Consider the following 24,034-nt stretch of genomic DNA (forward strand, 5'->3'; position numbering starts at 1 on the left):
CGCCGCGACATCACCGAAGCCACCCGATGGGCCGGCCGGAACATGACCAGACCCTTCGCCATCCTCGGAATCACATCATGATCTTGAAACGGCCGTGGCCGGAGGGCATCGCCGTCCTTGCCGGCAGCGTGTTCTACGTAGCTGTTTCCGGCCAGCCGGTAGAGATGAAGCGAACGTGCGCCGGGGTCGACCAGCAGATACCAGACGATGCCGGCGGCCGCGTAGTAATGCATCTTGAGGACTTTGTCGGTGGCCTGGTTCGACGGCGAGAGGATCTCGCAGACGAGGTGGACGTCGCCCGCGTCGATGACCAACTCATCCAGGTCGATGTCGGCGGTGATCGCAAGATCGGGGATAGGAATCCGGTCCGGCGCGAGTCGGACATTCACCGCCTCGAGCACCTGTAGGTCGGCGGCCTGCGCACCGATGTCCAGCGCGTTGGCGAGGCGACGTGAGATCAATTGATGGCGAGGAGTCGGGCTCGGAGTCACGTGGAGGCTCCCGTCGAAGAGCTCGATACGCTCAGGCGTCTCGCCGATGTTCAGGAACTCCTGCTCCGACATCGGAAGCCCGTGGCTGAAGATGGAAGTCGTCATGGCGTCTCCCTGGCGATCGAGGTCTGACTCTCTCACGAAGACTAGTCTCATGCCAACTCTCCTCGCGACTACCGTTCGAGGGGTCCTCGCAGGAAGGCTAACTCCTCGGCCAGGGTTGCGGCCGGGAGCGAGGTGAAGCCGGGCAGGGTCGCGCCGATCAGCAGCAGGGGGCGGGAGCGGTCCGACTGGGCCGCCGCCTCGGCCAGGCTGTGGTGGGCGTAGACGTCCGAGGCGTCGCTCCGGTCGCCCAGATAGCGCTCCGCGAACGGGGCCGGGAGCTGGTACCAGTCCGTGATCGGGTCGCGGGCCACCGCCCGGTGGAAGACGTCCGGCCGGCGCAGCACCGCCATCGCCGCCAGCCAGCCGCCCAGCCCCGAGCCGCGGACGGACACCGCGGTCAGGTCCAGGTCGGGGTGCTTGCCGACCAGGGCGTGCAGGGCGTCCACCTGATCGGTCAGCGCCACGTCGCCCAGGCGGCGGTGCACCACCTTCTCGAAGCTGGGGGCCACCCCGGGCGTACCCCGGGAATCGACGCTCACCACCGCGAAGCCGGCGTCGGCCCACCACTGCCGCTCCTGCCACGCCGACGGGTCGGTCACCACCTGTTGGTGGCCGGTGCCGTCGCCCAGCGTGACCAGCACCGGGATCTTCGCCCCGCCCACGAAGCCGGCCGGGTACAGCACCGCCGCCGGCAGCCGCCGGTCGGTGATCCGTTCCAGGATCGGGCTCGGGTGGTAGGGCAGCGGCGCCGCCAGGTTGCGCAGCGTGGCCACCCGGGCCTCGCCCCGCCACACCGTGTAGTCGAGGACCAGCACGTCGCCGTTGGCCTCGGCGCGATGCCAGCCGGGGGTCATGCTGATCTTCCGCGCCTCCGCGCCGCCGCCGCCCAGGGACGTACGCACGCGGAACACCGACTGCGCCGACGGGTCGCCGTCGGTGCCCTCGACGACCAGGTCGGGCGCGCCGCTCGGGGCGTCCGACCGGGGCAGCGTGCCGACCACCCGCCGCACGTAGAGGCCGGGCGGGGTGAGCAGGCTGCCGTCGGCGAACAGGCAGCGCGCGTCGAAGCCGTCGTGCGCGAGCTCGCCGCCGACCAGCACCCGGCCGTCCGGCAGGTGCCGCGGCGTGCCGGCCACCGGCTCCACCCAGCGGGCGTCGGCCAGTTCGGCGTGCACCTGGGTCTCCCCGGTCCGCGGATCGATCGCCAGCACCAGCCCGTGCTGCTGCATCCGGCGCAGCACGGTGATCAACGGGCCGCCGCCGTCGGCCCAGCGGACATTCACCACGTACGGGTAGGTCTCCCGGTCCCAGTGCACGTCCACCCAGCCCTCGTCGAGGTCGAGCAGGTGCAGGCTGGTCGCCCCGGCGGTGCGGGTGGCCAGGATCTGCCGGCCCTCCGGCGACCACCACCAGCCGCGCCGCCGGCCGAACTGGACGGCGGCCGGGTCGGGCACGCCCCACGAGATCAGGCCGCCGTGCTCGCGCCAGGCGGTGCCGGGCTCGCCGGCCAGCAGTCGGTCGCCCTCCGGCCCGACCACGCGCAGCGAGGCCGAGCCGCCGGCCACGGTCACGTACCCGATGTGCCGCCCGGCCGGGTCGGGCCGCGGGTCCTCGACCGGGCCCTGGGCGGGGACCTCGGCGACCGTGAGCGTCGTCAGGTCGGCGCGGAACAGACGGCCGTCGCTCGCGAACGCCGCCGTCCGGGCATCGCGGTCCACGGCGTACGCCGAAATTGGTCCTTCCGCTATTTGTTTCTCTTCGCCGGTGGCCACGGTGAGCGTCCAGAGCGCGGCGGCCGGATCCTGCGGGCCGGCCGTGCGCAGGAAGACCACCCGGGCACCGTCGCCGCCGATCGACACGGCGTGCGGCGCACCGTAGCGGAAGTGACCGGTGCGATCGGCGAGCGCGGGGTAGTCCACGTGTCCAGCATCGCTGATCAAGGGCGCACTCCGCCGTGCAAACTCCCAGCCCGGCTCCGAAAAGGCGCGCACGCCCCCGCGTAGAGTTGCGCGCGTGATTGACGCCCTGCCCGCACGCCGCCTGCTGCTGGTGCACGCCCACCCGGACGACGAGGTCACCGGCACCGGCGCGACGATGGCTCACTACGCCGCCACCGGCGCCCACGTCACGCTCGTGACCTGCACACTCGGCGAGGAGGGCGAGATCCACGTGCCCGAACTCGTCCAGCTCGAGGCGAAACAGGCCGACCAGCTCGGCGGCTACCGCCTGGGCGAGCTGAGCCGGGCCTGCGCGGCGCTGGGCGTGACCGACCACCGCATCCTGGGCGGGCCCGGCCACTACCGCGACTCGGGGATGATGGGCCTGCCGACCAACGATCATCCGCGCGCGTTCTGGGGCGCCGACCTCGACGAGGCCGCCGCCCTGCTGCTCGAGGTGATCCGCGAGATCCGGCCGCAGGTCATGATCACGTACGACGAAAACGGCTTCTACGGCCATCCCGACCACATCCAGGCGCACCGGGTCGCGATGCGCGCCGCCGAGCTGGCCGGGCCGGACGGCCCGCAGAAGATCTACTGGACGGCGATGCCGCTCAGCGTCCTGCGCGAGGGCATGGAGGCGTTCCGCGGCCTCGACGACAACCCCTTCGCCGACGTGGAGAAGGTGGAAGACCTGCCGTTCGGGCACACCGACGAAGAGATCGCGGCCCGGATGGACGGCACCGACCACTACCAGCGGAAGGTGGCGGCGATGCGCGCGCACGCCACCCAAATTCCGGACAATTCCTGGCTGTACGGCATCGCCGGGGACTTCGGCGGCGAATTCATGGGCGTCGAGTACTTCCTGCTGGCCAAGGGCGAGCGCGGTCCGGGCGAGGGCCCGCACAACTGGGAGAGCGACCTGTTCAGTGGCCTGCAGATCGAGGAGCCGGCGAGAGCGGACGCGGCCACCAGATGATCGACTCGCGGGAAGAAGCGCAGCCCGAGGCGCCCCCGGCGCGCAGCGGGTGGGAGCCGGTCGTGGTGACCGGCGGCCTGGTGATCGCGATCCTCGCCGCCTTCTTCTCCGGCGTGCTGGAGCTGTTTCTCACCCCGCTGCGCTGGGGCGACCTGACCACGATCTGGCGCGGCGACGCGATCGGCTCCGGCCACGGCCCGCTGCTCGGCCTGTCGATCGTGCTGGCCGCGGCCGGCAACTACGCGATCGCCTGGTTCGCGGTCAGCACCACCGGCGGCCGCCGCTGGGCGCTCGGCCCGCCGTGGGCGCTCTGGACCCTGATGATGCTGCTGGCCGCCGGGGTGCGCACCAACGAGGGCGACTACCTGCTGGCCGGCAACGACTGGATCGGGCTCGCGATGATCCTGGTCGGCAGCCTGACCTTCGCCGTCTACTCGTACCGGATGATCTTGCAAAGGCTCCCGCGGAGTTAGCCGAAGACGCTGACTCGCAGCGGACTCTCAGGTTTCAACCAGGAACTCGTGGCGCGTCATCCGCAAAGATGGCCCACGAGGTCGAGCGCCGGAAGTTCACTTGGCGTTACGATCCCGTGCCACGGATAGCGGTTTCGGGGAGGACTCATGAGGGAGAAGCGCTGGTTCGCGCCCGCGGCGCTGGCGATCGGCCTGTTCGCGATCAACGTGGTCGCCCGGCTGGTCATCCGCTTCTTCGCCAAGGACAACGACTCGGCGCAGACCGCGGCGACGGTCATCATGTTCGCGCTGATCGGCCTGACCCTCGCCGTCTGGACGTTCCTGGTCTGCCAGCGCAGACGCCCGAGCGAGTGGCTGCTGCCCGACCTGGTCTTCGGCGCGGCCGGCGGCCTGCTGCTGACCGTCCTGGCCGGACCGTTCATCAGTGGCGGCAAGCCGTTCGACAGCGGCGCCGGCGACTTCTTCTTCCAGGTCTGGCTCTACAGCGGCTTCGCGATCGGCGGCACGCTGCTCGGCTACTGGATCGCGATGGTGTTCGGCCGCGACTTCCGCTCCCGCTCGCTCAACGCGTACACGCAGACCCGCGCCGCGAAACCGCGCAAGGTCGTCCGCCGCTAACCGAGCGGTGCTTCGCGGGTCAGATAGGTGTGGTGGGTGCCGAAGCCGAGCCGGCCGTAGAGCGTGACCGCGGCCGTGTTCCGCTCCTCCACCTGCAGGTAGGCGCGGGTGCTGCCGCGCTGCGTCGCCCACTGCGCGAGGCCGCCCACCACCTGCTGGGCGATGCCGCGGCGGCGGGCGGCCGGAGCGGTCTGCAGCAGCGAGATGCCGAGCCAGCGATCCGGGCCGGTGACCGCGCCGCGCGCCACGGCGATCAACGAGCCGTCGGCGTCGTGCACGTGAGCAAAAACAATTTCCGGTACGCCGGTGAGAATGCGCACCGCGTTCGCCGGCAGGTCGCCCTTGTGCTCGGCGACCATCGCGAACCAGTCGTCGCCGGGGGTGTCGGCCAGCTCGACCGGGGGCAGGTCGCCGCGCGGCGGAACCGTGGTGAGCAGGGCGGACAGCGGGGCGGTCTGCACCAGGGTGAGCGGCCGGGCGGTCCAGCCGCGCCCGTCCAGGGCCGCGTTGACCGGGGCGGCGAGCGGCATCGGCGCGTTGATCAGCGGTTGCTGGCCGTGTGCCTCGTACCACTCCTCGACGGCGTCGATGGCGGCCTCGAGCGTACGGTCCGGATCGCCGACGGCCAGCGCGGAGTTCGCCCGGCCGGTCCAGTTGCCGGCCGCCCGCAGGATCCAGCTGCCCAGCCGGCCCTGGACCGGCGCCGGCCAGGCATCGTTGGCGGCGAGTTCGAGGGCGACCACGTCGGCGGCCGGCGGCCGGCGCGCGGGCGGGACCCGCTTGGCCCGGTGCACCTCCGCCAGGGGCACCCGTAAAGTCCCTTTTTCCGTGGCGATAGTGAGATCCGTCTCGGTGAGGGCGACGAGCTCTCCCAGTGCATCGGAATACAGCGTTCGCTCGTGGGAGACGCCTACAATCCGGCGTACTACCACCCGGTGTCCCACATCCTGCCGACGGAGCACGTGTCACCTCCTCCGGCGGAGATACTAGGCTCTGCATTCGTCGCCGGCGGTTCGCGCGGCGTGGCTTTGGAGGGAAAGACCCGTGACCTACATCATCGCTGAGCCCTGCGTCGATGTGCTCGACAAGGCATGCATCGAAGAGTGCCCGGTCGACTGCATCTACGAGGGCAATCGGATGCTCTACATCCACCCCGATGAGTGTGTGGACTGCGGGGCGTGCGAGCCGGTCTGCCCGGTCGAGGCGATCTTCTACGAGGACGACGTCCCGGAGCAGTGGAAGGACTACACGAACGCGAACTACGAGTTCTTCGAGGACCTCGGTTCGCCCGGCGGCGCCGCGAAGAAGGGCAAGATCGACAAGGACACGCCGTTCATCGTCGCCCTTCCGCCCATGGGCGAGCACTGAGCGCTCTCGCGTCGGCCCTGCCGGATTTCCCCTGGGACCTCCTGGAGCCGGCGAAGACCAAGGCCGCCGGCCACCCCGGCGGCATCGTCGACCTGTCCATCGGCACCCCGGTCGACCCGGTTCCGGCCCTGATTCGCCAGGCGCTCGCCGACGCGTCGGACGCGCCGGGGTACCCGCTCACCGCGGGTACCCCGGCGCTCCGCGCGGCGATCGCCGGCTGGCTGGCCCGGGCGTGCAACGCCTCGGGCGAGCCCGGCGTGCTGCCGACGATCGGCTCCAAGGAGTTGGTCGCCTGGCTGCCCACACTGCTCGGCGTCCGTCCGGGTGACGTCGTGGTGATCCCGTCGGTCTGCTACCCGACGTACGAGGTCGGTGGTCTGCTCGCCGGCGCGACCGTGGTGCGCAGCGACTCGCTGACCGCCCTCGGCCCCGACCGGCGGATCAAGCTGATCTGGATCAACTCGCCGTCCAACCCGACCGGCAAGGTGCTCCCGGTCGAGCACCTGCGCAAGGTCGTCTCCTGGGCCCGCGAGCGCGGCGTCACCGTGGTCAGCGACGAGTGCTACCTGTCGCTGGGATGGGAAACCCGGCCGGTCTCGGTGCTCGACGACGCGGTCACCGGCGGCGACTACACCGGCGTGCTGGCCGTGCACTCGCTCTCCAAGCGATCCAACCTCGCCGGCTACCGGGCCGGCTTCCTCGGCGGCGACCCGGCGCTGGTCGCCGGCCTGCTCGCGGTCCGCAAGCACGCCGGCATGATCGTCCCCGCCCCGGTCCAGGCCGCGATGATCGCCGCGCTCGGCGACGAGACGCATGTGGAGCACCAGCGCGAGCGGTACGCCGCCCGGCGTGACACGCTGCGTACCGCCCTCGGCAAGGCGGGCTTCGAGATCGACTTCTCGGAGGCGGGCCTCTACCTGTGGGCGACCCGCGGCGAGGACTGCTGGCAGACCGTCGACGGCCTCGCCGAGAAGGGCATCCTGGCCGCCCCGGGCGCCTTCTACGGCCCGGCCGCGGCCCAGCACGTCCGGATCGCGTTGACCGCCACCGATGAACGGATCGCCGCGGCCGCGTCCCGCCTGGCCTGACACGGGGTGATCTCGCCCTGACCGGGCGGGGTTTCGCGATGTCGACGCCCATCGTTACCCTCGGGGTCGGAATCCATACGACGCTGCGGGGAGGCGGTCGTGGCTGACGGGGTACGCGTCGAGACGGACGGGCTGCACAAGTTCTCCAATCAGGTCCCCACCGACACGTCGACGACGCTCGCGTCGGGGTATTCGCGCGCCAGCGTGGATCTCTCGACCGGCGTCGCGTTCGGGGCCAACAACGCGAGCGGCGGGGTGGCCGCGGCCAAGCAGCGCTACCAGCAGAGCCTGAAGGCCTCGACGCAGAACATCGAGGCATACCTGGAGGCGGCGGAGATCCTGGCCGCGGCGGCCGGCAAGGTGGCCGAGGCCCTGGAGAAGAGCGACGGCCGCTCGGCGCAGAGCGCGTCGCAGGTGAACGCCCTGATGGAGCAGGCGGTGGCCGAGGCGCAGGCCCGCCGGGCCAGGGCCGACGGGCACCCGTCCACCCGGGGAGGTGCGCAGCCGAGATGACCGACGAACCCGTGATGACCAGCCTGTACTGCACGAACTGGGGCGCCTTCAACACCCCGCGGCTCTGGTCGATGGTGGAGCACGAGAACGACGAGCAGGGCCGCCAGCAGGTGACCGCGTGGCGCACGCTGGCCGGCTCGGTGCGCAGCCAGCAGGAGGCGCTGAAGACGGCCAAGGCCGATCTGGTCGCCGCCTGGCCGCCGGACCAGAACGCGTCGTCGGCGGCCTTCGTCCAGGAACTCGACGTCCTGATCGGCCGCCTCGACTCGGCATCGGCGGATGCGGACGCCACCGCGAGCGGCCTCGACAACATCATCTCGGCGATCCAGACCGCGAAGACCAAGCTGCAGCCGCTGTGGGAGCAGTACAAGGACAAGAGCACCGACCTGGTCCCACACTGGTGGGACAAGGCCGAGGACGGGATCGACTCCCAGGCACGCAGCGTGATGATCGAGGCCGAGCGGGCGGTGGAGGACTCGGTCTCCCTGCTCAAGGTCCCCGATCCTTATCAGCTGAAGATCGACAACAAGGTGGAGAAAAAGCCGCCCGCCGGTTCGAGCAGCGGCTCATCCGGCTCGGCATCCCGCGGGGGAATCGACGTGTCGGTGCCACACGACCCGCCACCGCCGATGCCCGGGCACGAAGCTACTGTGCCCGACGGCAACCAGGGTGGTAACACCGGCGGCTCGACCGGCGCCGGCAGCGCAGGTGGTGGCGGCAGTGTGGGTGACGGGGATGGTCCCGGCCTGGCCGGCGTGATCACCCCGAGCACCCCGCCGGGCGCGCCGGGCGGCGGTGGGTCCATTCCGCTGCCAACCGGCGGTGGCGGTGGCTTGCCCACGGGAGGTGCGCCGATCAATCCGGTTGTTCCCGGCCTGTTGCCCACCGGCGGCGGCGCACCGATCAGTCCGGGTGGTGGCGTTCGTCCCGCACGGTTGTCGTCGGGCGTCATCGGCGAGCCCGGGGTCGGCGGCGGTCGCGGCGGTCTGGGACCGCTCGGCGCGACGGGCGGACGCGGGGGCGCCGGCGGCAAGAGCCGGATTAGCAGGACCGGCACGATCGGCGGCATCGAGGGGGCGTCCGAGGGCGGCCGGGGGGTGCGCGGCGGCCTGACCGGCATTCCGGAGGAAGGCCTCGGTGCCGCGGGTGGTCGCCGCGGGTCGACGAGCGGTCGCAGTGGCCGGCAGCCTCGACCGTCGTGGCTCTCCGAGGACGAGATCGGTCCCGACCGCAAGAGGGGCATGACCGGCATGCCGGGCCGTGGCGGGCGCCGAGGACAGAACGAGGGCGAATTGGCCTTCGACCCGGACAACCCGTGGGAGGTCGCCGAGGGCGTCGAACCGGTGATCGCCCCGTCCACCGACAACCCGTGGCATGACCCCGGCCCCAACGTGATCGGCTGGCGCTAGTGCGGCGAAGCCTTCCTGCGGGCGGCGCCGCGATCGGCGCCGCCCTGCTTACCGTCCTGATGACCGGCGTACCGGCCCGCGCCGACGCTGAGCGGGACAGCCAGTGGTACTTCGCCCCCATGCAACTCGCTAAGGCTCAGGCGCTGGGCAACGGCGGCGAGGGGGTGACCGTCGCCGTGCTCGACAGCGGCGTGGACAAGACTCATCAAGATCTGCGCGGCGCGACCGTCGCGGGCTGGAACACAGTGCGCAAGGTGCCGGACGACAATTCGGACACAGGGCCACACGGCACCAGCATGGCGACGCTGATCGCGGGCCGCGGGCACGGCGATGGTGCCGGTCTGTTGGGGGTTGCCCCCCGCAGCAAGGTCATGTCGGTCAGTCCGACCGAGGATCCGGTATATGTGGCCGACGGCATCCGGTGGGCGGTCGCGCACGGCGCCAAGGTCATCAACATGTCGTTTGTGCTGGATGTGGGCGACGACGCGGTGCAGAAAGCGGTTGACGATGCGGTGGCCGCGGATGTCGTGCTGGTCGCCGGGTCCGGCAACGACCACAAGGCGGTGGCGATGCCGGCTCGACTGCGTGGCGTGCTCGCGGTCGGAACAGTGGACAGGAACAACAAGATCGCCGACTTCTCCAACTACGGCCCGCAGCTCGACCTCGTCGCCTACGGCACCGACATTCCGGCGGCACGTCCGCACAACAAATACGAAATCGCGGAGGGCACGAGCGACTCGACTGCCCTGGTCTCTGGGGTTGCGGCGCTGATGCGGGCCCGCTATCCCGACATGTCTGCGGCCGAGGTGGTGGATCGTTTGACTCGCACCGCGACTGATCGTGGTGCCAAGGGGCGTGACGACTACTACGGGTACGGGCAGCTGAATCCGGTCGCCGCGCTGACCGTGCCGCGGGTCAAGCCGAGCGCGACGACGGCCGCCCCGACCGACGCCCCGGCCACCGCCGCCCAAGGCTCGACGGTGGATCCGACGGCGGCTACCCCGGCGGCGGGTGGTCTGCCGGGCTGGCTGTTCTTCGCGGCCATCGGCGGGCTGCTGGTGATCGTCGCGGGGGCCGTCTTCATGATGGTGCGGGTGCGTCGAAGCCCCTGATCGCCGGGCGCGGATTGGCACGAATGCCTCGCATTTGAGGACTCGAATGCGTTACCGCCGTGCGTTACTGTCAGTGCCCTCAGATCTGGGGGGATCGACGTTGTTTCCATCCGTTCAAGCGGAACGGGACGACGACGCGCGCGTGGGGGACGCGCGCCGGTTCGTGACCGAAATAGAAAATATGGTGATTCGCGCCCGAGCCGGTGGCCCGCCGCCGCGGCTCGACCGGATCGCCGGGCCGGACCGCACCGGCACCGCGTTTGCCGTGGTCGACGCCGTGGGCCGGTTCGTCGACCTGAGCCTGCACCCGGGCTGGTGGGCCGCGCTCGGCCCGGCCCGTGTCGCGGCCGGGCTGCTCGAGGCGCTGGCGACCGCCCGCCTCAAGGCCGCGCTGGTTCCGATGATCCTGCGCCGACATGGTTACCAACTGTTACCACGGGAGGGCGAGGCGCCGCCCGCGTTGCGGCCCGGCGACGACGGCTTCCTGGATGCCGCCCGCGGCCGGATCGCCGAGGCGTACCGGCTGATCGACGATGCCGACAAGCGGCTGCGCGGCCGGCAGGCGGTCCGGGTGGTGGCCGGGCCGCGGGGGCTGTTCCGGGCGCAGGCCCGCGGCGGGCGGATCGAGCGGGCCGAGGTCACCGCGGTGCTGGTCCCGGGCGACACCGACCGGCTGCTGGCCGACGCCCGGCACGTGCTCGCCCAGCTGGCCCGGTGCCGGAAGGAGATCTGATGGCCGCGCACCGGGTGTGGTGAGGCTGGGTGTTGTCATGGGCTCGCCTCGCGGGCCGGACCCCTGACCTGCAGAATCAGTTTGCCGCCACGCCGGCCCGCGCGGAGGAGCCGCGGCCGGCCGGCTGGCCCGCGGCGACCGTCGAGTAGGGAGGCGAGGCATGCAGCCGACGATCTTGGTACGCGGCGAGGCGACCCGCGAGGTGCCGCCCGAGCTGGCCGTCTTCTCCGTCTCGGCGACCGTCCGGGGCCGCGACCGGGCGACGGTCGTGACCCAGCTGACCGAACGGGCGGCCGGCCTGCGTGCCGCGCTGGACGCGTACGGCGAAGCGATCGAACGCCGCGAGACCGGAAGCGTGCAGGTTCATCCCGAGGTCAAGCCCGGCCACGCCCGTCCCTCCGGCTATGCGGGAAGCATCGAGACGACGGTGACCGTGGCCGACTTCGGCGCGCTCGACGAGATGCTGCCGAGCCTGGCCCTGCGGGACCAGGTCTCGATCTTCGGACCGTGGTGGCGGCTGCGGCCCGGCAGCACGGCCGGCGCCGAGGTGCGCCGGGCCGCGATCGCCGACGCGCTCACCCGCGCCCGGGACTATGCGGCGGCCGTCGGCGCCCACGTCGATCGGTTGGTCGAGATCTCCGACGAGGTCGCCGGCCCGGTGATGCCGATGGCGACCCGGATGATCCAGGAGTCCGCGCCGACGCTGGAGCTCGACCCGCAGCGGCAGACCGTGGAGGCGGCCGTGCTGGTGCGGGTGACCATCACCGAGCCCGACATATCGGGAAAAGCCGAATAAAATCCGGATGATCGGTAAGACTCGGCATCATGCCCAAGGGTCGCCGAGACGTCCTGCTGAGGGTGGCGAACGTCAACCCGGACAGCGTGATCACACATACCGACCGGGTGCTCTACTCCGCGATCGGCGTCTTCATCCTGCTGTATTTCGTGTACGCCACGGTCGGCGGCGCGGCGTTCATCGACGCCAGCTCCGGCTACGAGCGGCCGTGGTACCGCTGGCTGGTCGGGCCGCTGGTCGCCTGCGGGGTGGTGGCCTTCGACCGAGCCGTGGTCGGCCGGGTGTCGATCAGCTACGACGACCTGGAGTCGACCGACCCGCGCGAGTTCCTGCGCAAGCCGACCCTGGGCCTCTACCTGGGCCGCCTCGGCCTGGCCGTGCTGTTCGCCGTGATCATCACGGAGCCGCTGATGCTGGCCCGCTACCAGGGCGAGATCGACGCCCGGCTCAACCAGGTGCACAACCAGCAGCTGAGCCGGATCGACACGAGCGGCGCGATCGGCACCTGGACCGCCCGGCTCGACCAGCTCAAGCGGGAGAACGACGCCGACGACGCGGCGGTCCGCGACCTCACCGACCGGTCCGCGCAGAAGCGGCAGGACGCCCGCGTGAGCTATCAGCAGGCGGTCGACGACTCGGCCGGCAACGGCGTGACCCGTTCGCCCGGCTGTCCGCCCGGCGGGTACTGCGACCAGCTCGTCCAGCGGTCCCGCATGCTCGACGCCGAGGCCACCGAGCTCGACCGGCAGGCCGGCGACCTGCTCGCCACCCAGCGGGCCGCCCGCGACGCCCGGGCCGCCGAGCAGGCCCAGCTCACCCGGCAGATCGGCGACCAGCGGCTGGCCAACAGCCGGGCGGTGGCCGACGACGCCGGCTTCGGCGCCCGGACCGCGGCGATGTGGCACCTGGTGACCAGCGACTTCTGGGGCGTCGGCGTCTTCTACCTGGGCATCACGCTGCTGCTGGTCTCGCTCGACTGTGCCGCGGTCGGCCTCAAGTTCGTCTCCCGCGGCAACGCGTACGAGCGGAACGAGGCCCGGATCGCCCGGCGCCGCGAGCACGAAGCGGCGCTGCTGCACGAGCGGGAGATCCACGACGCCCGGTCGTACGGCGCGGCGATGGCCAAGGTGGTGGCCGAGGGCATCGCTGCCGCGGCCGCCGACGAGCGGGTCGCCCGGGAGTCGGCCGAGCGGGCCGGCGAGGTGTTGCGGGCGGCGATGACCGTGCCCGAGGAGATCCGCCGGCTGATCGCCCACCCGGGCCGGCATCATCTGAACGGCGAGCTCGTCGAGGGAGCCGGCCGGCACCGCCGGACGCCGGTCTTCTACCGCGACGAGGACGTGCGGGCCCTGCCCGCCGCCGAAGCGGACTGATCCGGTCTCAGGACGCGTTGCGGCTGGTCCCGGAGGCCTGGATCGGCACGGTGAACACCGCTCCGTTGCAGACCGCGGCCGCATCCGGCCGCATGACCAGGGCGTCGGGGATGGTGAACGCGCCGATCGTGTTGCGCGGCACCTCCCACGAAACCACGAACCGGTCCCGGCTCAGCCGCACCCGGGGATCCTTGCAGCCCGCGTCGCGATGCTCCGGGTCGGCGATGATGGTGCCGGCGCCGGCCGTGACCGACGTGATCCGGATCGGGAAGTCGTAGTCGTTGGTCACCGTCACCGCGAGGTTGCCGCTCTGCCCGGCGATCAGCGGGTGGTTGAGGTCGGAGCGGGCCCGCAGCGCGATCTCCACCGTGGTCGCGCCGGCCCAGTGCCCGGTCTCCGAGCCGGTGACCCGCCAATAGATCCAGGCCGCGCCGGCGTTCACCACAACCGCGGCCACCGCGGCCAGCGTGAGGATTGCGCGGGTCCGGCCGTCCCACCGTCGGGACCGCTGGTCGCCGGGGTGCCGGACCTCCCAGGTCGGCTCCTCGTGATCGGCGGGGCGCAGCTCGATGTGCCCGTTCCTCGCCCGGCCGGCGGCGCCACGCCGGCGGGTCAGCGCGTCGAGGCGGATCACGAGCGGGCCTCAGGGTCGTGCGTTCGCATGCGGGGCGCGTTCCTCCCTCAAGGACCGACAGAACTGGTTGTTCAACGGTCCCCGACGAGGAACGGTCATGTGATCGGCATTCCGTCCGTCCTTGTGCGCGCATATATCGCACAGGTGCGGCTGTCCGGCCTAACCCCAACGGGGGACGCCCGGCGGTCGCCGGCGTATTGTCGCCGGTGAAGCGGCGAACCTGAATCCCCGGTGGTCAAGCCGGGCGATCAGGTCACTCTCCCTTGGCCGTACGGCCGGTGCACCGTCCCCGCCGGACCGGATCGCCGAACGCCGGAAAAGACACCCGGACGGCCTAATCCGTACGCGTCCAAGGAATTGACCGAGCCGTCGCCTCATCCAATTTCCTCGCCCGCACGGCACCCGTCAAGACCATTCCCCGAAAAGAGGTAAAAGGCGAACGCCTATGTCACTCGACGGGCGGGCGGAGGGCCGCGATCGCCTCGATCTCGATCCGGAAGGCCGGATGGACCAGCCCGCTGACCTGAACCAGGGAACTGGCCGGCGGGCGCTGCGGGTCGACGAACTCGTCGCGTACCGACCGGAACCCGGCCAGGTCGGCCATGGTGGTGAGGAACACGGTCAGTTTGACCACGTCACCCATCGTGGCCCCGGCCGCGGCCAGCACCGCCTCGAGGTTGCGGAACACCTGGCGGGTCTGCTCGGCACAGTCGTCATACCCGACCAGGCGCCCCTCGGCATCCAGCGGAACCTGCCCGGAGATCACCAGCATCGGCCCGGCGAAGGACACCGCGTGGCTGTAACCGTTGGTCGGCGGCGTGCCCGCCGGCCGGACATGGTGCTGCATGCGGCGAGCCTAGTCGCCGCTCGCGGTCAAAGCCGGGCGAGGGATTCGGCGACCATCGTGGCCCGGGCGATCTCGCCCGGCTTGCGGCCGGCTCGCGCCGCCACCCGGCCGTCCGGCGTCCAGATTCCCGAGCGGCCGGCCGACTCGGCGTACCCGCCGCCGGTCGGCCCGGCGAACGACGACACGGCGACCCACACGCCGTGCCCGGTGGTGACCCGGCGGGCCCGCTCGGCCACCACCGCCTCGCCCTCCGGCGCGTCGAGCACGCCGGCCACGTACGCGTCGATGCCCAGCGCCACCGTGCGCGCGACCTGCTCCTCCACCCCGGTGTCCCGGCAGATCGCCAGGCCGAGCCGCCAGCCGTCCACCGTGAGCACCTCGGGCGACGGCCCGGCCAGGAACCGCTCCTCGCTGGTGTGCGGGTGCTGCTTGCGGTACGCGACCCGCACCCCGGTCCCGTCGACCGCCAGCATCGCGATGTACGGCCCCTCGACCGGCGCGCCGACCAGCGCCACGGTGTTCCGCGCCGCGCATGCCTCGACCAGCGGCGCGAGCCGTGGATCGTCCGGCGCCACGGTGGGCGCGTCCAACTCGTACCCGGTCAGCGACATTTCGGGGAAGACCACCACCCGGGCGGCGGCGGCGTGGACCGCGGCGGCGTGCCGTGTCGCGTTGAGAGCTATGTCGAGGGGTTCTACTCGGGGCTGGGCGACGGCGATGACCAACGAGCGCATGGGCCCATCTTCCTTCGGGGGCGGGGGTGGGGGCTAGCTGCGTACGGCTTGGATCAGGAACCGGTGCGCGGTGACGGTAAGCGCCCCGTGCAACCGGATGAACGAGTCGACCCGCCCGAGGGCGTCCGCGTACTTCTCGGTGCTGAAGTCGCGAATCTGCCAGGGCAGGTCCCGCAGTTGGCGTACCACCTCGCCGACGCTGTGGAAGATCACGTCGGGGTGTTCCTCGCGCACGTCGGTGACGTGCAGCCCGGCCTCCTCGAGGGCGGCCGCCACCACCTCGGCCGTCCAGCGGTGGTGGGCCCCGGGGGCGCCGAGCGCCGCGTTGAGGCCGGCCAGGTCGTCGCTGCCGACCTGCTGGCTGAGCAGGTGCCCGCCCGGGCGCAGCAGCCGGAAGATGTCGGCGGCGGGCAGCCGGCCGTGCCGGCTGAGCACCACGTCGAACTCCTCCTCGCCGCCGGGCAGTTCGGTGAGCACCGGGACGCCGAACGGCGCGAGGCGGTCGCGGGCGACCGGGGTGTTACGGGCCCAGCTCTCCACCGCGACGGTGTGCGGCGGCAGCGGGGCGAGCTCGGCCAGGAGCTCGCCGCTGCCGGTGTCGAGATCGAGCGCGGCGCCGGCCCGGCGCAGCAGGTGCCGGGCGAGATTCGGGTACGACCAGGACGGCCCGCCGGGGCGCCCGTCCAGCCAGGCGAACTCCCAGCCGGTGGCGCGCTCGCCGAGAGCCGTGGTCGCCGAGTCGACCGGCTCGCCGTACTGCTGCCCGATGCGCACCCGCAAGACGTTAGTCAGGCGGGCTGTGCCCCCGCCGCCGTTGTGACGCGACTCAAGCTCGAAACATGGTTACGGTATGACAACGGCCAGGTGGGTCGCGTCGGAAATCTCCGACACGTCAAGGGCGCACGGGCATCAGGATCGAGAACCGCGACTCGCCCGGCACCCGCACCGCCAACGGCTGGATCGGCCCGTCCAGCTCCAGCACGAGCTGCCCGGCGCCGCCCGCGTCCAGCGCCTGCAGCAGGAACTCCCGGTTCACCGCGACGTGCTGCTCCGACCACTCGCTCTCGGCCGCCAGCCGTACGCTTCCGTCCCGATCAACCCCAAAGATCACTATTTCGTACGGGTGTCCCTCGTGCTCCCGCGGCGTCCCGGGTGCGGCCGCCACCAATTCCCGGAGGCGAGCCGTGTCGATCGTGACGCGGGTGGCCGGCTCGCGCCCGTGCTCGACGAGCCGGCGGTAATCCGGGAAGTCGACCGGCAGCGGCTTGTCGTCGAGCACGGTCCCGCCGGCCTCGGCCCGCACCCCGCTCTCGGCCAGATCGAGGGTCACCGCCCCGGACAGGCCCCGCAGCCGTTCGACGAACGCCAGCGGCAACGACACCCGGGCCGGCGGCCCCTCGACGTCGGCCGCCACCTCGGCCAGCGCCATCCGGAAGCGGTCGGTCGCCACCAGCGTGAGCAGGCCGTCGCCGGTCTCGAAGAGCACGCCGGGCAGCAGCCCGGCCGGGTCGGCGGCGGCGAACCGCACCGCGTCCAGGCTGGCGGCGAGCGCGGCGGCGGGCAGGGTGACTCGGGTCATCAGGTTCTCCTCCAGATCCAGCAGGGCATGAATGCGCAGGAGCGCCCGCTTGGCGTCGGCCAGCCCGTCCTCCAGCCGCCGGCGATGCCGATCGAGCCGGCGCCGAACCGCCGCCGGCTCGCCCATCTCGCGAACCGCTTCGGCGATCTCCGCAACCGGCAGACCCACCCGGCGCAGCCCGGCGATCAGCCGAGCCGCCCGAACCTGCTCGTCGGAGTACCGCCGATACCCGGTCACCGCGTCGACCTCGGCCGGAACCAGCACACCCGCGGCGTCGTAGAACCGCAGAGCGCTGACCGCCAGGCCGCTGGCCCGAGCCACCTCGCCGATGCCGCGCATCTCTCCTCGCACTTGAAAGACCCTGCTGTCTCACCCAGGTGGAGAGTCAAGCACCCGGCTCGGCTCGCAGTTGCGCGCGACCCCTGCTCTCACGCCGAGCGAGATACTCGCGGAGCGAGATACTAGCCCGGAAAGATACTCGCCGAGCGAGATACTAGCTGCGCGAGATACTCGCGGGGCGAGATGCTCGCGGGGCGAGATGCTCGCGGGGCGAGATACTCGCTCAGCGAGACAAGCGGGCAGTGGGCGTCGGGCGGGCTATCCGGCGAGGAGGCTGGCCGCCACGCCGAGCATGACCAGGGCGATCAGGCCGTCGAGGACGCGCCACGCGGCCGGGCGGGCCAGCAGCGGCGCGAGCCGGTGTGCGCCCGCGCCCAGTGCCGTGAACCAGGCCAGGCTCGCCAGCGCCGCGCCGGCGCCGAAGAGCCAGCGGTGCGGGTGTCTCTGCGCGAGTGAGCCGAGCAGCAGGACCGTGTCCAGGTAGACGTGCGGGTTCAGGTAGGTCAGCGCCAAGCAGGTGAGCACCGTCGCGCCGAGGGTGGCGGGCGCGCGCTCGGCGGGTGTCAGCTGGGCGGGGCGCCATGCTCTGCGGGCCGCCAGGATGGCGTACGTGATCAGGAAGGCCGCGCCGACCCAGCGGATCACGGTGACCGCGCTCGGCCGGGCCAGGACCACCGCGCCGAGGCCGCCGATGCCGGCCAGGATCAGCAGCAGGTCGGAGAGCGCGCAGACGGCCACCACCGCGAGCACGTGTTCCCGGCGCAGGCCCTGGCGCAGGACGAAGGCGTTCTGGGCGCCGATGGCGATGATCAGGGCGGCGGAGGCGGCGAAACCGGCGAGTGCGGAGGTGAACACGGCAACGACGCTAGGAGCCGGCCCTAGGCGTACGCAAACTAAAGATTTTGAACTTGGGTTAGATTTTCTTACGTGGACCAGGTGCAGTTGGCGACCTTTCAAGCGGTGATCGGCACCGGCAGCTTCGAGGCGGCGGCGCGGCAGCTGCACGTCACGCCGTCGGCGGTGAGTCAGCGGATCAAGGCGTTGGAGAGCGCGGTGGGGCAGGTGCTGGTGCGCCGGGCCAAGCCGTGCGTGGCGACCCCGGCGGGGGAGGCGCTGGTCCGCTTCGCGGGGCAGGTCGAGCTGCTCGAACGGGAGGCGCTGGCGCAGGCCCGGGACGGCTCCCGGGTGTCGATCGTGGTGAACGCGGACTCGCTGGACACCTGGTTCCTGCCGGCGCTCGCCGCGGTGCCGGGGCCGAGCTACGAGCTGCACACCGACGACCAGGACTACACGGCCGATCTGCTGCGATCCGGTACGGCGATGGCCGCGGTGACCGCCGAGCACGTGGCGGTGCAGGGCTGTCGCCTGGAGCCGCTGGGCGCGATGCGCTACCTGCCGGTCGGCTCCGGTGATCTATCCGCCCCGATGATCGTCTACAACCGCAAGGATCACATCCAGCATCGGTTCCTGGCGTCCCTCGGGCGGGACGCCGACGGGCCGATCCATTACGTGCCGGCGGCGGCAGCCTTCGTCGAGGCGATCCGGCTGGGCCTGGGCTGGGGCATGGTGCCCGAGCAGCACGCTCTGCCCGACATCGCGGCCGGGCACTATCGCCCGCTTTTTCCGGATAAATTCCTGGATGTGCCGCTGTACTGGCAGTACTGGAAGATCGAATCGGCGGTGCTCAGCGACCTCACGGCGGCAGTCAAGGCCGCCGCAGCGGTCCTGAGAAGAAAGCCGCGATCCTGAGCAGAAAGCCGCAGTCCTGAGCAGAAGCTAGTCGTTCGCGTGCAGGGCCGAGTTCAGCTCGATGCCCGTGCCCGAGCGCGGCCGCGCCTCCAGCGTGCCGGTGACCGAGTTCTGCCAGAAGAGCAGATTGTCCTGCCCGCTGAGCTCGCGCGCCTTGACCACCCGGCCGTCCGGCAGGGTCAGCTTCGAGCCGGCCGTGATGTAGACGCCGGCCGCCACCACGCAGTCGTCGCCGAGCGAGATGCCGATGCCGGAGTTGGCCCCGATCAGGCTGCGCTCGCCGACGCTGACCCGGTCTTTCCCGCCGCCGGAGAGGGTACCCATGATGGACGAGCCGCCGCCGACATCCGACCCGTCGCCGACCACGACGCCCTGGGTGATCCGGCCCTCGACCATCGAGACGCCCAGCGTGCCGGCGTTGAAGTTGACGAAGCCCTCGTGCATCACCGTGGTGCCGGAGGCCAGGTGGGCGCCGAGGCGCACCCGGTCGGCGTCCGCGATCCGCACGCCGGTCGGGGTGACGTAGTCGGTCATCCGCGGGAACTTGTCCAGCCCGTACACCTGCAGGTGGCGGCCGGCGGCGCGGTCGAGCAGGCGCAACTCGTCGACCCGCTCCGGCGGGCATGGGCCGGCCGACGTCCAGGCGACGTTGGCCAGGGCGCCGAAGATGCCGTCCAGATTGACCGTGTTGGGCCGGACCAGGCGGTGCGAGAGCAGGTGGAGGCGCAGGTACGCGTCGGACGCGCCGGTGATCGGGTCGGCCAGCGAGTCGATCGTGACAGTCACCTCGACCACCGAGAGGCCGGGCAGCGCGCGCGGCCCGGTCAGCCCGGCCGGCAGCACCGGCGGCTCGGCCGGCGCCGGGCCGAGACCGAGGAAGCCGGACGGATACCAGGTGTCGAGGACCTGTCCGTCGGCCGTGACGGTGGCGAGGCCGATGCCCCAGGCGGGCGAGATCGCGGTTTCCACGAGGAGACCCTACTAAACGTGATGAGGATCTTAACTCCGAGGGCGATTCACCCTGGCCCGGTAGGGTGCGCCCTATGGCCAACCCGCTTACCCCGGACGTGTTGGTCGACCCGGTCGTGCTGACCCGCGCCCTGGTCGACGTCGAGTCCGTCTCCCGCAACGAGAAGGTGATCGCCGACTGCGTCGAGGAGGTCCTCCGCTCCGCGTCGCACCTGAGTGTGGACCGTCATGGCAACACCGTGATGGCGCGCACGAATCTGGGACGGGAACAGCGGGTGGTGCTCGCCGGCCACCTCGACACGGTGCCGATCAACAACAACTTCCCGTCGACCGTCGTCGATGACCTGATCTACGGCTGCGGCACCTCCGACATGAAGTCCGGGGCCGCGCTCGCCCTGCACCTGGCGGCGACGCTGCCCGACCCGGGCTACGACGTCACCTACTTCTTCTACGAGGCCGAGGAGATCGAGTCCAGGTACAACGGGCTCGCGCTGGTCGCCGAGGCGCACCCGGAGTGGCTCGAGGCCGATTTCGCGCTGCTGCTCGAGCCCACGTACGGCGTGGTCGAGGCCGGCTGTCAGGGCACGCTGCGGGCGCTGGTGCGCACCCACGGCCGCCGGGCGCACACGGCCCGGGCCTGGCGCGGGGTCAACGCGATCCACGCGGCCGGCGAGGTGCTGCGCCGGCTCGGGGACTACCGGCCCCGTACGGTCACCATCGACGGCTGCACCTACCGCGAGGGACTGAACGCGGTGCGGATCTCCGGCGGCGTCGCCGGCAACGTGGTGCCGGACGAGTGCACGGTCGAGGTCAACATGCGGTTCGCCCCGGACCGGACCGAGAAGCAGGCCCTCGAGCACGTGCAGGAGGTCCTCGAGGGCTTCGAACTGGAGCTCACCGACTCGGCGCCGGGCGCGCTGCCCGGGCTGACCGCCGCGCCGGCCCGCGACTTCCTGGCGGCGGTCGGTGCCGAGCCCGCGGCGAAGCTCGGCTGGACGGATGTGGCGCGGTTCGCGGCGCTGGGCATTCCGGCGCTCAATTACGGGCCCGGCGATCCGCTGCTGGCGCACGCGCCGGACGAGCACGTGGAGATCGGCAAGATCCGGGATGGCGCGGCGACGCTGCACCGCTGGCTCGCGTCCCCGTCTGACTAGATCACATGCACCGCCACGCGGCCGATGGCCCGCAGCGCCTGCGGCGGGATCTCCACCGTCTTCTCCGGATCGTGCGGCGGCCGGCTCTCGGCGCGGGACAGGCGGCGTTCCTCGACGACCAGTTGGATCCGCCGCTGCATGCGGCGCTGTGCCCTCAGTCGCTCAGATCGGTTCGTCACGGTGGCTCCTTAAGCCCAGGAACCCGGCCGAGGCCGGGCGCCGTGCCGTCGATTTCGTAACTGTACAGACGCGTCAGAGCTACCGTCCGTTGCTTCAATCTGGCAAAAAGGTTCGCTGGTCGCAATCCTCTTACCGAAACCCAACCGGTTATTCACCGGCTACTGACCGTCCGCACTACCTTGGTGGCATGACGGACAGCACCAACGGACGCCGCCGGGCCGAGCCGGAGCGTCATCGCGGAGCGGTCACGCTGCGCCGCGAATCCATCCCGCCGAGCACCGCCGACGAGAAACTGCTCGACTCGCACCACCGGCGCGAGTGGAAGACCAAGGACGCCTGGCGGGCGCTGCGCATCCTGTCCGAGTTCGTGGAGGGCTTCGACACGCTGGCGGACCTGCCGCCCGCGGTCAGCGTCTTCGGCTCGGCGCGCAGCAAGCCGGACAGCCCCGAGTGCGAGATGGCGGCCGACCTGGGCGCCGCGCTGGCCGAGGCCGGCTACGCGGTGATCACCGGCGGCGGCCCGGGCGTGATGGAGGCGGCCAACCGCGGCGCCACCGAGGCCGGCGGCATGTCGGTCGGGCTGGGCATCGAGCTGCCGTTCGAGCAGGGCCTCAACGACTGGGTGGACGTCGGCATCGACTTCCGCTATTTCTTCGTACGCAAAACGATGTTTGTGAAGTATGCCCAGGCCTTCGTGGTGCTGCCCGGTGGGTTCGGCACGCTCGACGAGCTGTTCGAGGCGATCACGCTGGTGCAGACCAAGAAGGTGACCCGCTTCCCGGTGATCCTGATGGGCGCGGAGTACTGGTCCGGCCTGGTCGACTGGATCAAGCAGACGCTGCTGAAGGACGGCAAGGTCAGCGAGAGCGACCTGGATCTGATCCAGGTGACCGACGACGTGGACGAGGCGGTGCAGATCATCGTGGACGCCGACGCCGCCCTGGCCGCCGCCGACGGGAAGCGGTGACGTGGCCGCCATCTGCGTCTTCTGCGCCTCGTCCAGCACCCTCGACCAGAAGTGGATCGACCTCGCCACCGGCACCGGCGCCGAGATCGCGGCCCGCGGGCACACCCTCGTCTCCGGCGGCGGCCGGGTCGGGATGATGGGCGCGGTCGCCGACGGCGCCCGGGCCGGCGGGGCGCACACGCTCGGCATCATCCCGCAGGCGCTGGTGGATCTCGAGGTGGCCGACCTCAACGCCGACGAGCTGATCATCACCGACGACATGGGCACCCGGAAGAACCTGATGGTCGAGCATTCGGACGCGTTCATCACGCTGCCCGGCGGCCTCGGCACGATGGACGAGCTCTTCGAGGTGTGGACCACGGCCACCCTCGACCTGCACGCCCGGCCGATCCTGCTGCTCGACCCGGAAGGCTTCTACGACGGGCTGCTCGACTGGCTGGCGGAACTCGCCTCGACCGCCTTCGTCCGCCGGGCGGCGCTCGACCAGTTGATCGTCACCCGCTCGATCGGCGACGCCTTCGACGAGATCGAGAAGCGGCTCGTTCAGTGATCGTCACGCCGGAGTGGGTGTCACCACACCACACTCCGGCGTGACTTTCGGCCCCGGTGAGCCCGCCGGGTAGCCGGGGCGCGCCGGCGACACGCTCTCACCGGACGTGCTCGGTGCGCTCGCGCCGGTCACCAGACGGGGTCGCAACTCGCCGGGGCACGCCATCGCAAAATTGGTTTAGCGTCGACGCTTCTCCCCGTTCGGGGGACACGTCAAGACATGTCGATCAGTAATCGTCCGGTTACTTTTCGTGAAACGGCCCGGTTCCCGCCTCGATTCGCGCCTCTGGTCGTATGTGGAACACTCCTGACATGCCGCCGCAAAGGGCGACCTTGCTACAGGTCGCGCAGCGGGCCGGCGTGTCCCGCAGCACGGCCTCCTTCGTCCTGACCGGGCGCCACCAGGACATGAGGATTTCCGAAGACGCCCGGCAACGGGTGCTCCGGGCGGCCCAGGAGCTGGACTACCGGCCCAACTTGATGGCCCGCAGTCTGCGGACGAAGGTCACGAAGACGATCGCGCTGGTCTCCGACACGATCGCCGCCGACCCGTACGCCGGGCGCGCCATCCACGGCAGCCTCGCCGCCGCCATCGCGCACGGGCATCTGCTGTTCATCGGGGAGACCGACGGCGACCCGGTGGTCGAGCAGCGGCTGATCGCCGACTTCCTGGACCGGCAGGTGGACGCCTTCATCTACGCCAGCATGTTCACCCAGTACGTACGGCTGCCCCGGCAACTGCGCGAGCGGCCGGTGGTGCTGCTCAACTGCCTGATCCGGGGCGCCCGGCCGCTGCACCACTCGATCATCCCGGACGAGCTGACCGCCGGCCTGACCGCGGCCCGGACGCTGCTCGAGGCCGGCCACCGCCAGGGCATCTACGTGGTCGGGCACGCCGACAAGGGGGTCTTCGCGAGCCGGGAAAGGATGACCGGGATCCAGGAGGAGCTGGGCACGGCTGGGGTGCGGCTGGCCGGGGTGGTCGACTGCAACTGGTGGCCGGATTCGGCGTACGACGCGGTCCGCCAGGCGCTGGTCGACGGGCTCGCGCCCAAGGCGCTGATCTGCGTCAACGACCGGGTGGCGCTCGGCGCGTACCAGGCGTTGCGCGAGGGCGGGCTGGCCATTCCGGACGACGTCTCGGTGATCTCGTTCGACGACTCCGAGCTCGCGGCGTGGCTGCGACCACAGCTGACCAGCATCGCGCTGCCGCACTACGAGCTGGGCTGGCGCGCGGTCGAGACGCTGCTCGGCCCGTCCGCCGAGCCCGGGATCACCCGGCTGGCCATGCCGATCCGCCGCCGGCACTCGGTGGCGAAACCGACCGTCGAATAACGT

The 24,034-nt window shown here is 71.3% G+C and carries 27 protein-coding genes; 16 read left to right on the top strand and 11 right to left on the bottom strand.

Features of this window, described 5'->3' with window-relative positions; translation table 11 throughout:
* Together IH26_RS0145295 and IH26_RS0145300 are read right to left on the bottom strand one after the other, a co-directional pair.
* Positions 1-596: Uma2 family endonuclease (locus tag IH26_RS0145295; RefSeq protein WP_157437736.1), on the bottom strand; the 596-nt coding region annotated here is incomplete at its 3' end.
* 68 nt (positions 597-664) lie between these two features.
* Entirely contained in the window at positions 665-2,455 is a 1,791-nt protein-coding gene (locus IH26_RS0145300; protein ID WP_425394461.1) for a S9 family peptidase, read from the bottom strand.
* Between the two features lie 157 nt (positions 2,456-2,612).
* Here IH26_RS0145300 and mshB point away from each other — a divergent pair, with 157 nt between their 5' ends.
* The 3 genes from mshB (at position 2,613) to IH26_RS0145315 (ending at position 4,603) form a co-directional block, all read left to right on the top strand.
* On the top strand, positions 2,613-3,512 hold the full coding sequence (gene mshB, locus IH26_RS0145305) for an N-acetyl-1-D-myo-inositol-2-amino-2-deoxy-alpha-D-glucopyranoside deacetylase (protein WP_157437738.1): 900 nt from the start codon (positions 2,613-2,615) through the stop codon (positions 3,510-3,512).
* The gene (locus IH26_RS0145310; protein ID WP_030442502.1) at positions 3,509-3,985 is read left to right on the top strand and encodes a hypothetical protein; all 477 of its coding nucleotides are present in this window, start codon (positions 3,509-3,511) and stop codon (positions 3,983-3,985) included. The genes mshB and IH26_RS0145310 overlap by 4 nt, the downstream gene beginning before the upstream one ends.
* Positions 3,986-4,132: 147 nt before the next feature.
* Positions 4,133-4,603 (top strand): hypothetical protein, encoded by a 471-nt coding sequence (locus IH26_RS0145315; protein ID WP_030442503.1) that lies wholly within the window; start codon positions 4,133-4,135, stop codon positions 4,601-4,603.
* On the opposite strand, the gene IH26_RS0145320 is transcribed toward IH26_RS0145315, so the two are convergent.
* Entirely contained in the window at positions 4,600-5,565 is a 966-nt protein-coding gene (locus IH26_RS0145320; RefSeq protein ID WP_034217469.1) for a GNAT family N-acetyltransferase, read from the bottom strand. The two genes, IH26_RS0145315 and IH26_RS0145320, sit on opposite strands and share 4 nt — an antisense overlap.
* 82 nt (positions 5,566-5,647) lie before the next feature.
* Here IH26_RS0145320 and fdxA point away from each other — a divergent pair, with 82 nt between their 5' ends.
* From fdxA to IH26_RS0145360, 8 genes are all read left to right on the top strand, one after another.
* A complete protein-coding gene (gene fdxA, locus IH26_RS0145325; protein WP_030442505.1) occupies positions 5,648-5,971 on the top strand; it encodes a ferredoxin in 324 nt (107 codons plus the stop codon).
* A complete protein-coding gene (dapC, locus tag IH26_RS0145330; protein ID WP_030442506.1) occupies positions 5,968-7,059 on the top strand; it encodes a succinyldiaminopimelate transaminase in 1,092 nt (363 codons plus the stop codon). Before fdxA ends, dapC begins: the two co-directional genes overlap by 4 nt.
* A gap of 99 nt (positions 7,060-7,158) precedes the next feature.
* Complete coding sequence (locus tag IH26_RS0145335) at positions 7,159-7,572, top strand: hypothetical protein (protein WP_030442507.1); 414 nt, start codon at positions 7,159-7,161, stop codon at positions 7,570-7,572.
* Positions 7,569-8,981, top strand: a complete 1,413-nt coding sequence (locus IH26_RS0145340; RefSeq protein WP_030442508.1) for a hypothetical protein — start codon at positions 7,569-7,571, stop codon at positions 8,979-8,981. The genes IH26_RS0145335 and IH26_RS0145340 overlap by 4 nt, the downstream gene beginning before the upstream one ends.
* Before the next feature lie 59 nt (positions 8,982-9,040).
* Positions 9,041-10,093: a S8 family serine peptidase gene (locus IH26_RS0145345; RefSeq protein WP_157437737.1), complete on the top strand. Its 1,053-nt coding sequence runs from the start codon at positions 9,041-9,043 to the stop codon at positions 10,091-10,093.
* Positions 10,094-10,274: 181 nt separating this feature from the next.
* Positions 10,275-10,826: a hypothetical protein gene (locus IH26_RS0145350; RefSeq protein ID WP_030442510.1), complete on the top strand. Its 552-nt coding sequence runs from the start codon at positions 10,275-10,277 to the stop codon at positions 10,824-10,826.
* Between the two features lie 160 nt (positions 10,827-10,986).
* Positions 10,987-11,622, top strand: coding sequence for an SIMPL domain-containing protein (locus IH26_RS0145355; RefSeq protein WP_030442511.1), 636 nt, complete (start codon positions 10,987-10,989; stop codon positions 11,620-11,622).
* Between the two features lie 29 nt (positions 11,623-11,651).
* Positions 11,652-12,995 (top strand): DUF4407 domain-containing protein, encoded by a 1,344-nt coding sequence (locus tag IH26_RS0145360; RefSeq protein ID WP_030442512.1) that lies wholly within the window; start codon positions 11,652-11,654, stop codon positions 12,993-12,995.
* A gap of 7 nt (positions 12,996-13,002) precedes the next feature.
* Here the strand turns inward: IH26_RS0145360 and IH26_RS0145365 are convergent, their stop codons facing one another.
* The 6 genes from IH26_RS0145365 to IH26_RS0145390 all read right to left on the bottom strand — a co-directional run bounded on the left by IH26_RS0145365 (position 13,003) and on the right by IH26_RS0145390 (position 17,983).
* A complete protein-coding gene (locus IH26_RS0145365) occupies positions 13,003-13,629 on the bottom strand; it encodes a hypothetical protein (RefSeq protein WP_030442513.1) in 627 nt (208 codons plus the stop codon).
* A gap of 448 nt (positions 13,630-14,077) precedes the next feature.
* On the bottom strand, positions 14,078-14,476 hold the full coding sequence (locus IH26_RS0145370; protein ID WP_030442514.1) for a RidA family protein: 399 nt from the start codon (positions 14,474-14,476) through the stop codon (positions 14,078-14,080).
* A gap of 26 nt (positions 14,477-14,502) precedes the next feature.
* Entirely contained in the window at positions 14,503-15,210 is a 708-nt protein-coding gene (locus IH26_RS0145375; RefSeq protein ID WP_030442515.1) for a carbon-nitrogen hydrolase family protein, read from the bottom strand.
* Positions 15,211-15,243: 33 nt separating this feature from the next.
* Positions 15,244-15,984, bottom strand: coding sequence for a class I SAM-dependent methyltransferase (locus tag IH26_RS0145380; RefSeq protein WP_030442516.1), 741 nt, complete (start codon positions 15,982-15,984; stop codon positions 15,244-15,246).
* Between the two features lie 118 nt (positions 15,985-16,102).
* Positions 16,103-17,128, bottom strand: a complete 1,026-nt coding sequence (locus tag IH26_RS0145385) for a DNA polymerase III subunit beta family protein (protein ID WP_030442517.1) — start codon at positions 17,126-17,128, stop codon at positions 16,103-16,105.
* Positions 17,129-17,386: 258 nt separating this feature from the next.
* Positions 17,387-17,983: a LysE/ArgO family amino acid transporter gene (locus tag IH26_RS0145390; RefSeq protein ID WP_030442518.1), complete on the bottom strand. Its 597-nt coding sequence runs from the start codon at positions 17,981-17,983 to the stop codon at positions 17,387-17,389.
* 72 nt (positions 17,984-18,055) lie between these two features.
* Between IH26_RS0145390 and IH26_RS0145395 the strand changes: the two genes are divergently transcribed.
* The gene (locus IH26_RS0145395; RefSeq protein WP_030442519.1) at positions 18,056-18,877 is read left to right on the top strand and encodes a LysR family transcriptional regulator ArgP; all 822 of its coding nucleotides are present in this window, start codon (positions 18,056-18,058) and stop codon (positions 18,875-18,877) included.
* 27 nt (positions 18,878-18,904) lie between these two features.
* On the opposite strand, the gene dapD is transcribed toward IH26_RS0145395, so the two are convergent.
* Positions 18,905-19,846, bottom strand: coding sequence for a 2,3,4,5-tetrahydropyridine-2,6-dicarboxylate N-succinyltransferase (gene dapD, locus IH26_RS0145400; protein ID WP_030442520.1), 942 nt, complete (start codon positions 19,844-19,846; stop codon positions 18,905-18,907).
* Positions 19,847-19,920: 74 nt separating this feature from the next.
* Between dapD and dapE the strand changes: the two genes are divergently transcribed.
* Positions 19,921-21,000 carry a succinyl-diaminopimelate desuccinylase gene (gene dapE / locus IH26_RS0145405; RefSeq protein WP_030442521.1) on the top strand — a complete coding sequence of 360 codons (1,080 nt, stop codon included), beginning with the start codon at positions 19,921-19,923 and terminating at the stop codon, positions 20,998-21,000.
* Here dapE and IH26_RS60615 read toward each other — a convergent pair.
* Positions 20,997-21,179, bottom strand: a complete 183-nt coding sequence (locus IH26_RS60615) for a hypothetical protein (protein ID WP_030442522.1) — start codon at positions 21,177-21,179, stop codon at positions 20,997-20,999. The genes dapE and IH26_RS60615 overlap by 4 nt on opposite strands.
* A gap of 188 nt (positions 21,180-21,367) precedes the next feature.
* On the opposite strand from IH26_RS60615, the gene IH26_RS0145415 reads away from it, so the two are divergent.
* The 3 genes from IH26_RS0145415 (at position 21,368) to IH26_RS0145425 (ending at position 24,031) form a co-directional block, all read left to right on the top strand.
* Positions 21,368-22,147, top strand: a complete 780-nt coding sequence (locus tag IH26_RS0145415) for an LOG family protein (RefSeq protein ID WP_030442523.1) — start codon at positions 21,368-21,370, stop codon at positions 22,145-22,147.
* 1 nt (position 22,148) lies between these two features.
* Entirely contained in the window at positions 22,149-22,697 is a 549-nt protein-coding gene (locus IH26_RS0145420; RefSeq protein ID WP_030442524.1) for an LOG family protein, read from the top strand.
* A gap of 311 nt (positions 22,698-23,008) precedes the next feature.
* A complete protein-coding gene (locus IH26_RS0145425; RefSeq protein WP_030442525.1) occupies positions 23,009-24,031 on the top strand; it encodes a LacI family DNA-binding transcriptional regulator in 1,023 nt (340 codons plus the stop codon).
* The last annotated feature ends 3 nt before the right edge of the window (positions 24,032-24,034 follow it).

The organism is Actinoplanes subtropicus, assembly GCF_000721705.1.
Lineage (GTDB): Bacteria > Actinomycetota > Actinomycetes > Mycobacteriales > Micromonosporaceae > Actinoplanes > Actinoplanes subtropicus.

What these genes read in the sequence shown, in the direction of transcription:
- IH26_RS0145310 (WP_030442502.1), top strand. Translation starts at nt 3,509, where the DNA reads ATGATCGACTCGCGGGAAGAAGCGCAGCCCGAGGCGCCCCCGGCGCGC.
- IH26_RS0145315 (WP_030442503.1), top strand. Translation starts at nt 4,133, where the DNA reads ATGAGGGAGAAGCGCTGGTTCGCGCCCGCGGCGCTGGCGATCGGCCTG.
- IH26_RS0145340 (WP_030442508.1), top strand. Translation starts at nt 7,569, where the DNA reads ATGACCGACGAACCCGTGATGACCAGCCTGTACTGCACGAACTGGGGC.
- IH26_RS0145345 (WP_157437737.1), top strand. Translation starts at nt 9,041, where the DNA reads ATGACCGGCGTACCGGCCCGCGCCGACGCTGAGCGGGACAGCCAGTGG.
- IH26_RS0145350 (WP_030442510.1), top strand. Translation starts at nt 10,275, where the DNA reads ATGGTGATTCGCGCCCGAGCCGGTGGCCCGCCGCCGCGGCTCGACCGG.
- IH26_RS0145355 (WP_030442511.1), top strand. Translation starts at nt 10,987, where the DNA reads ATGCAGCCGACGATCTTGGTACGCGGCGAGGCGACCCGCGAGGTGCCG.
- IH26_RS0145360 (WP_030442512.1), top strand. Translation starts at nt 11,652, where the DNA reads ATGCCCAAGGGTCGCCGAGACGTCCTGCTGAGGGTGGCGAACGTCAAC.
- IH26_RS0145370 (WP_030442514.1), bottom strand. Translation starts at nt 14,476, where the DNA reads ATGCAGCACCATGTCCGGCCGGCGGGCACGCCGCCGACCAACGGTTAC.
- IH26_RS0145375 (WP_030442515.1), bottom strand. Translation starts at nt 15,210, where the DNA reads ATGCGCTCGTTGGTCATCGCCGTCGCCCAGCCCCGAGTAGAACCCCTC.
- IH26_RS0145385 (WP_030442517.1), bottom strand. Translation starts at nt 17,128, where the DNA reads ATGCGCGGCATCGGCGAGGTGGCTCGGGCCAGCGGCCTGGCGGTCAGC.
- dapE (WP_030442521.1), top strand. Translation starts at nt 19,921, where the DNA reads ATGGCCAACCCGCTTACCCCGGACGTGTTGGTCGACCCGGTCGTGCTG.
- IH26_RS0145415 (WP_030442523.1), top strand. Translation starts at nt 21,368, where the DNA reads ATGACGGACAGCACCAACGGACGCCGCCGGGCCGAGCCGGAGCGTCAT.
- IH26_RS0145425 (WP_030442525.1), top strand. Translation starts at nt 23,009, where the DNA reads ATGCCGCCGCAAAGGGCGACCTTGCTACAGGTCGCGCAGCGGGCCGGC.